8 protein-coding genes are annotated in these 6746 nt (G+C 58.2%); 5 read left to right on the top strand and 3 right to left on the bottom strand.

Annotation, left to right across the window (positions count from 1 at the left end):
* The first annotated feature begins 236 nt into the window (after nucleotides 1-236).
* Genes napE through ACRESJ_RS07150 form a run of 5 tightly spaced genes read left to right on the top strand, consistent with a single transcriptional unit; the run spans nucleotide 237 to nucleotide 4303 of the window.
* Nucleotides 237-404, top strand: a complete 168-nt coding sequence (gene napE / locus ACRESJ_RS07170; protein WP_431757285.1) for a periplasmic nitrate reductase, NapE protein — start codon at nucleotides 237-239, stop codon at nucleotides 402-404.
* A gap of 34 nt (nucleotides 405-438) precedes the next feature.
* The gene (locus tag ACRESJ_RS07165; protein ID WP_431757284.1) at nucleotides 439-699 is read left to right on the top strand and encodes a chaperone NapD; all 261 of its coding nucleotides are present in this window, start codon (nucleotides 439-441) and stop codon (nucleotides 697-699) included.
* Nucleotides 696-3200, top strand: a complete 2505-nt coding sequence (gene napA, locus ACRESJ_RS07160; protein ID WP_431757283.1) for a nitrate reductase catalytic subunit NapA — start codon at nucleotides 696-698, stop codon at nucleotides 3198-3200. The genes ACRESJ_RS07165 and napA overlap by 4 nt, the downstream gene beginning before the upstream one ends.
* Before the next feature lie 11 nt (nucleotides 3201-3211).
* Complete coding sequence (locus ACRESJ_RS07155) at nucleotides 3212-3697, top strand: nitrate reductase cytochrome c-type subunit (RefSeq protein WP_431757282.1); 486 nt, start codon at nucleotides 3212-3214, stop codon at nucleotides 3695-3697.
* Nucleotides 3698-3706: 9 nt separating this feature from the next.
* Nucleotides 3707-4303 carry a cytochrome c3 family protein gene (locus ACRESJ_RS07150; RefSeq protein WP_431757281.1) on the top strand — a complete coding sequence of 199 codons (597 nt, stop codon included), beginning with the start codon at nucleotides 3707-3709 and terminating at the stop codon, nucleotides 4301-4303.
* 16 nt (nucleotides 4304-4319) lie between these two features.
* On the opposite strand, the gene ACRESJ_RS07145 is transcribed toward ACRESJ_RS07150, so the two are convergent.
* The 3 genes from ACRESJ_RS07145 to ACRESJ_RS07135 form a co-directional block, all read right to left on the bottom strand.
* Nucleotides 4320-4988 (bottom strand): ATPase, encoded by a 669-nt coding sequence (locus ACRESJ_RS07145; RefSeq protein WP_431757280.1) that lies wholly within the window; start codon nucleotides 4986-4988, stop codon nucleotides 4320-4322.
* 208 nt (nucleotides 4989-5196) lie between these two features.
* Nucleotides 5197-5688 carry a hypothetical protein gene (locus tag ACRESJ_RS07140; RefSeq protein WP_431757279.1) on the bottom strand — a complete coding sequence of 164 codons (492 nt, stop codon included), beginning with the start codon at nucleotides 5686-5688 and terminating at the stop codon, nucleotides 5197-5199.
* A gap of 262 nt (nucleotides 5689-5950) precedes the next feature.
* A complete protein-coding gene (locus ACRESJ_RS07135) occupies nucleotides 5951-6499 on the bottom strand; it encodes a cupin domain-containing protein (protein WP_431757278.1) in 549 nt (182 codons plus the stop codon).
* Between the last annotated feature and the right edge of the window lie 247 nt (nucleotides 6500-6746).

Genomic DNA, 6746 nt, shown 5'->3' with positions numbered 1-6746 from the left:
ATCGCCAGCAAGCCGGCTCCTACAAGTTTGTGAGTGCTAGTTGAACTCCAGACAAATACGAATACATATCAATAAATCCCCATTGGTAACTCGTCGCTGTAATGAACTAGCGGGTTATAACAAGTTGCGCAATCTTCAAAGCAACCCACACCGCCTGTCGATAAAACCACCCAAGCCAAACCCTGCAAAAACTTCATGATCTAGTCTGACTGGCAAAGTTCGGCTGGAGATTGTCAATGTCATTGGCTGAAGAACAAAAACCACAACGACGCAAGGAAGCCCGGCTCTTCCTGTTTCTGGTCGTCTGCCTGTTTCCGATACTGTCGGTCGCCATCGTCGGTGGCTACGGCTTCATCATCTGGTTTTTCCAAATGCTTTACGGCCCGCCCGGGCCACCCAACTGATAGCCCTCTTTCAGAAGTCTATTGGAGTCAGCGCATGGACGAAGCCCTGCATATAGCCAGCCTTGTTGTACTTGCCAGACCCGAGTTGTTCGAAGCCGTCAAAGCCAACTTGCGTTTATTGGACGGCCTGGAGCTGCACCATGAAAGTACCGCCGGAAAACTCGTGGTCGTGCTTGAGACCCGCGACGAAAACCAGATCCTGCAACGCATCGAACAGATCAACAACTTGCCCGGCGTACTCAATGCCGCGTTGATCTATCACGAGGTCCTTGAACCTGCAGGAGACATCGAATGAGCATGACCCGCCGGGAATTCGTCAAGGCCCAGGCCGCCGCCATTGCCGCCGCCGCTGCCGGCCTGCCGATAGCCACTTCCGCGAGCAACCTGATCACCGAAGCGGACATGGTCACCCTGAACTGGAACAAGGCGCCCTGCCGCTTCTGCGGCACGGGCTGCAGCGTGATGGTCGCGACCCGGGACAACCGGGTGGTCGCCACCCATGGCGACGTCAAAGCCGAGGTCAACCGTGGCTTGAACTGTGTGAAGGGCTATTTCCTGTCGAAGATCATGTATGGCGTCGACCGCCTGACCCAGCCCCTGCTGCGCATGAAAGATGGCAAATTCGACAAACAGGGCGAATTCCAGCCGATCAGTTGGGACAAGGCCTTCGACATCATGGAGGAAAAGTTCAAGCAGGCCCTGAAAAACAAGGGGCCGGAGTCGATCGGCATGTTTGGCTCCGGGCAATGGACGGTGTGGGAAGGCTACGCCGCCAACAAGTTGATGAAGGCCGGTTTTCGCAGCAACAACATCGACCCCAATGCCCGCCATTGCATGGCCTCGGCGGTGATGGGTTTCATGCGCTCCTTCGGTATGGATGAGCCCATGGGTTGCTACGACGACATCGAAGCCACCGACGCCTTTGTACTCTGGGGCTCGAACATGGCCGAGATGCACCCGATCCTGTGGAGTCGCGTGACTGACCGGCGCCTGAGCCAGCCCCACGTGAAAGTCGCCGTGCTGTCGACCTTCGAACATCGCAGTTTCGAGCTGGCCGACATACCCATGGTCTTCAAGCCGCAATCCGACCTGTTGATCCTTAACTACATCGCCAACCACATCATCGAAAGCGGCGCGGTCAACCAGGATTTCATCAGCAAGCACACGCGCTTTGCCAAGGGCGCCGACGACATCGGCTACGGCTTGCGCCCGGATGATCCACGGGAAAAACAAGCGAAGAATGCCGACAAGGCCAACACCTGGACGGACATGTCATTCGAGCAGTTCGCCGCGTTCGTCAAACCCTACACCCTGGATCGCGCGGCAAAGGAAACCGGCGTCCCGGCGGAACGGCTCAAGAGCCTGGCCGAGCTGTATGCCGACCCCAAAATCAAGGTCGTGTCGTTCTGGACCATGGGTTTCAACCAGCACACTCGCGGGGTCTGGGCCAACAACCTGATCTACAACATCCATTTGCTGACCGGCAAAATCAGTGAGCCGGGCAATAGCCCTTTCTCATTGACCGGCCAGCCATCGGCCTGCGGCACCGCGCGGGAAGTCGGCACCTTTTCTCACCGCCTGCCCGCCGACCTGGTGGTGACCAACCCCAAGCACCGCGCCACCGCGGAAACGATCTGGAAACTGCCCGAAGGCACCATTCAGGAGAAAGTCGGTTTCCATGCGGTGCAGCAGAGCCGCATGCTCAAGGACGGCGTGCTCAACGTCTACTGGACCCAGGCCAGCAACAACATGCAAGCCGGGCCGAACATCATGCAGGAGGTGCTGCCCGGCTGGCGCAACCCGGAAAACTTTGTGATTGTCTCCGACGTCTACCCCACGGTGTCTGCCCAGGCCGCCGACCTGATCCTGCCCAGCGCCATGTGGGTGGAAAAAGAAGGCGCCTTCGGCAACGCCGAGCGTCGCACGCAGTTCTGGCATCAGTTGGTCAGTGCGCCTGGAGACGCCAAATCGGATCTCTGGCAGTTGCTGGAGTTTTCCAAGCGTTTCACCCTCGATGAGGTGTGGCCCGCCGAACTGCTGGCCAAGGCCCCGCAATACAAAGGCAAGACACTGTTCGATGTGTTGTACAGGAACGGGCAGGTCGACGAGTTCCCGGTCGAGCACATCGAGGCCGGCTACAAGAATGACGAGGCCAAGGCGTTTGGTTTCTATGTGCAGAAAGGTTTGTTCGAAGAGTACGCCCAGTTCGGCCGTGGCCATGGTCATGACCTGGCAGCCTTCGACCGTTACCACAGCGAGCGTGGCCTGCGCTGGCCGGTGGTGGACGGCAAGGAAACCCGCTGGCGTTACCGCGAAGGTCTCGACCCTTATGTCGAGACCGGCAGCGAAGTGCAGTTCTACGGCTACCCGGACAAGAAAGCGATCATCTTCGCCCTGCCCTACGAGCCACCGGCCGAAGCCCCGGATGCCGAATACCCGTTCTGGCTCAGCACCGGTCGAGTCCTGGAACATTGGCACACCGGCAGCATGACCCAACGGGTCGAGGAACTGTACAAAGCGGTTCCCGACGCGCTGGTGTACATGCACCCCGACGATGCCAAGGCCTTGAAGGCGCGGCGTGGCAGCGAAGTGAAACTGATCAGCCGTCGCGGCGAAATGCGTGCCCGTATCGAAACCCGTGGCCGCAACAAGCCACCCCGTGGCCTGGTGTTCGTGCCGTTTTTCGATGCCAACAGGCTGATCAACAAAGTCACCCTCGACGCCACCGACCCGATCTCCAAGCAAACCGACTACAAGAAATGCGCCATCCGCATCGAGTTGATCAGCGCGGCTTGAGGAGAACCGTCATGACTTTTCGAATCCTGCCGTTGCTATTGCTTGCTGTGATCGGCGCAGCGATTGCCGCCGAGGTCAATTACCCGTTAGATGCACCGGCCCCGGACGGTCGCCGCCGCGGTGGCACCATCACCCAGGAATTGCCCGCCCCGCCGCTGGCTGAAGATGAAAACAAGGACCTCAAGCGCGAGCGCAACTATCCCGACCAACCGCCGACCATTCCCCACAGCATTCGCGGTTACCAGATCGATATGAATGGCAACAAGTGCCTGTCCTGTCATAGCCGGGCCAACAGCGCGCGTAGCCAGGCAACCATGATCAGCATCACCCACTACATGGACCGCGACGGCCAGCCTCTGGCCGCCGTGTCACCCCGGCGCTACTTCTGCAACCAGTGCCACGTGCCGCAAAAAGACGTACTTCCGTTGGTGGGCAACAGCTTTGAAACCATCGACAAGATCCTGCAAGACGATGCCAACGCCGCGAAGAAACCCTGAGGAGGCGCCATGAAAGCACTGTTCGCCCTGCTCAAGGAATACTGGGGCATCCTGCGTCGGCCGAGCGTCTATTTCAGCCTGGGCTTTCTGACGCTGGGAGGGTTTATCGCCGGGATCATTTTCTGGGGCGGCTTCAACACCGCGCTGGAGCTGACCAACACCGAAAAATTCTGCATTTCATGCCATGAGATGCGCGACAACGTGTACGTCGAGTTACAGGACACCATCCACTACACCAACCGCTCCGGCGTGCGCGCCAGTTGCCCGGACTGCCACGTTCCCCATGAATGGACCCACAAGATCGCACGCAAGATGCAGGCGTCGAAGGAGGTCTGGGGCAAGCTGTTCGGCACCATCGACACCCGCGATAAATTCCTCAATCTGCGCCGTGAACTGGCCGAACACGAATGGGCACGGCTCAAGGCCAACGACTCGCGAGAATGCCGCAACTGCCACAACTTCGAATTCATGGATTTCACCCGCCAGGGCAAACGCGCGGCGGCCATGCACTCGACATCGCTGGCCAATGGCGAGGCCACGTGCATCGACTGCCACAAAGGCATCGCGCACAAGCTGCCGGACATGAGCGGGGTGAAAGGCTGGTAGTTCTGCTGATAGCTCATCAGTTGCTGGCGACGTGGCCCGCCATGCCGGCCGTCATCAACGCCTTGAACGACACGTCGAATTGCTTCAAAGCGTTCACTTGCAACTCGGTTTGCTGGTCAATCTGAGCGGCAATCTGCGGCGCGGCCTTGCCATGCACCCACACCGAAGGCATCTGCTGGGCGCGGGAACCTTCCGCCTGGCCGATGTATTGCAGGTTGGCGTCGTAGAACTTCGCCATGAACCGCGCTTCAACCTGGTTGTTGCGCTTGGATACCAGGCGACTGTAGGTGTCGAGCATGACCACCACATCCGGATGCGCCTGCACCGCCGCATCCAGGCTGTCGTAGACCGTGACCGATGAAAATTGCTTGTGCAACGACCCCATCAACCAGTTGATTGCCCGCTGTGGGTCGGAACTGTCGACGAACGCCTTGGCGATCTGCGCGTTCATTTCAGGATTCTGCGCACCCTTCACCGCAACGGCGTGGTATTGCTCAAGGTATTGCTGAGTGCTGAGGGTGTTTTCGCTGTAGAGCACCGCCACCGTTTTCGCCTGCTGCAAACTGGCGCTGCTATCGGTAATGGGCAAAAACTGGCAGGAAGGATCGGCCGCAACGGCTGGAACGGAAAAGGCAGTGCTGGCGCTGAACACTGCAACAAAAGTCAGCAAGGTCGAGATTCTCATCGCGCTGATTCCTTCAAGGGCGAGATCGGTATGACGTTATCTTCCTCTGATGACAGAAAAACAGAACTTGCATTCCTTAATGATGAGTATCGAGCAAATGAATGGTAGCTATGAGGTTAGTCCACAGACTCACAGTTGACCTCCCATAAAAAAACCGCATCACTGCGGTTTTTTTGTGCGGCTGGCACTGTTTGCTTCAAGGGTAAGTTCAATGGGATTTTTTTGATCCCGACGGTCCGCCCTGATTCAGCCCTTTCGTGTTGTGCTCACCCGGCGTCGTAGCCGAGATAGCCCTGGCCTTGGACATGCCGCGGGTATCCTTGGAATGAGCGATGCCAGAGGTCGCGACGCCATGACCATTATCATCGTTGCGCTCACTGCCGTAGTGATTTCCGCTTTCCCCATGGTTGCGGGTCGCCTTGCCGACATGGTCGCTGGCCAGACCCTTGCCGCGGCCATTGCTGGAATCATTGCCAGCGTGGTCCGAACCGCTGCGGCCGCCGCCAACACCACCGTTGCCACCGCCGTTCCCGCCGCCGTGACCACCACCATTTCCACCGCCACCGCCACCACCGTGACCACCACCTTCCTTCGCAGCGGCGGAGTTGATGATTGAAAGATCAGCGGGAAGTAATGGAGCTGCAGCCAACATCAGGGCGCAGGACATGACAGCGACGAGACTCTTGTTTTTTAAAAGCATGATTGCTTCCGTAAGGGGTTGATATCGCACGTTTTAAGATGCGACTACCGCCCTACAGTTCAAGTTTGTCGACGGACGGAGATGGTGTTCCCCACAACTGGAAATCAATCCGATTTACAACTGATCAAACGCGCCATTGTAGGAGCTATGTAGGAGCTATGTAGGAGCTGTCGAGTGAAACGAGGCTGCGATCTTTTGATCTTAAAAAGACAAGATCAAAAGATCGCAGCCTGCGGCAGCTCCTACAGTGGGGAGCGTGCGATCAGAAGTTCGCCGGGGTGTTGGCACTGATGATCTCTGCCTCATCCGCCCCCACATTGCGGAACCGATGGGGCAATGTCGTCGGAAAGTAATACCCATCCCCGGCGTTCAGGATGCTGGTTTGCCCATCCACAGTCAGTTCGACCGTGCCGCGTGTCACCAGGCCGCACTCCTCGCCTTCGGAGTGCACGATCGGCTCTTCGCCGGAACTGGCCCCTGGTGCGTATTGCTCGCGCAGCAAACGCATCTGCCGGCTGGGCACCGAGGCGCCGATCAGCAGCAGGCGCAGGCCGTGGCGGCCCAGGTCCGGTTGTTCGCTGGAGCGGAAGACGTATTGGTGTTCGCGCGGTGGCTGGTCGAAGGTGAAGAAGTCGGCCAGGGACATGGGGATGCCTTCGAGCAGCTTTTTCAGCGAGCTGACGGAAGGACTGACTCGATTCTGTTCGATCAGGGAGATGGTGGCATTGGTGACGCCGCTACGCCGGGCCAGCTCGCGCTGGGACATTTTGTAGCTTTCGCGTACTAGTTTGAGTCGTGAGCCCGTATCCATGACAGCCTTATGTGCCAACCTGTAGGAGGGGTGGAGTAAAGGCGCGAATCACGCCGTTTTCCGGTCCCGGAAACGTGAAAGGCGGGTATTAAATCACGTGTGTGGGTGTTGCAAAGCAGGTTCGATGGACGGCAGGAGAAAACAGCGGGAGAACCCAGATTCTCAGGCAATCCACGGGACCTGTGGGAGCTGGCTTGCCAGCGATGAGGGTGGCACATTCGACATTGATGTCGGCTGATGGTCCGTC

Source organism: Pseudomonas sp., assembly GCF_050739655.1.
Lineage (GTDB): Bacteria > Pseudomonadota > Gammaproteobacteria > Pseudomonadales > Pseudomonadaceae > Aquipseudomonas.
The sequence above is the reverse complement of the archived record's forward strand: the minus strand, read 5'-3'. Positions and strand labels throughout refer to the sequence as shown.

Excerpts from the sequence above, each read along its gene's own strand:
- ACRESJ_RS07165 (WP_431757284.1), top strand. The coding sequence starts at position 439 with ATGGACGAAGCCCTGCATATAGCCAGCCTTGTTGTACTTGCCAGACCC.
- napE (WP_431757285.1), top strand. The coding sequence starts at position 237 with ATGTCATTGGCTGAAGAACAAAAACCACAACGACGCAAGGAAGCCCGG.
- ACRESJ_RS07155 (WP_431757282.1), top strand. The coding sequence starts at position 3,212 with ATGACTTTTCGAATCCTGCCGTTGCTATTGCTTGCTGTGATCGGCGCA.
- napA (WP_431757283.1), top strand. The coding sequence starts at position 696 with ATGAGCATGACCCGCCGGGAATTCGTCAAGGCCCAGGCCGCCGCCATT.
- ACRESJ_RS07135 (WP_431757278.1), bottom strand. The coding sequence starts at position 6,499 with ATGGATACGGGCTCACGACTCAAACTAGTACGCGAAAGCTACAAAATG.
- ACRESJ_RS07150 (WP_431757281.1), top strand. The coding sequence starts at position 3,707 with ATGAAAGCACTGTTCGCCCTGCTCAAGGAATACTGGGGCATCCTGCGT.
- ACRESJ_RS07145 (WP_431757280.1), bottom strand. The coding sequence starts at position 4,988 with ATGAGAATCTCGACCTTGCTGACTTTTGTTGCAGTGTTCAGCGCCAGC.
- ACRESJ_RS07140 (WP_431757279.1), bottom strand. The coding sequence starts at position 5,688 with ATGCTTTTAAAAAACAAGAGTCTCGTCGCTGTCATGTCCTGCGCCCTG.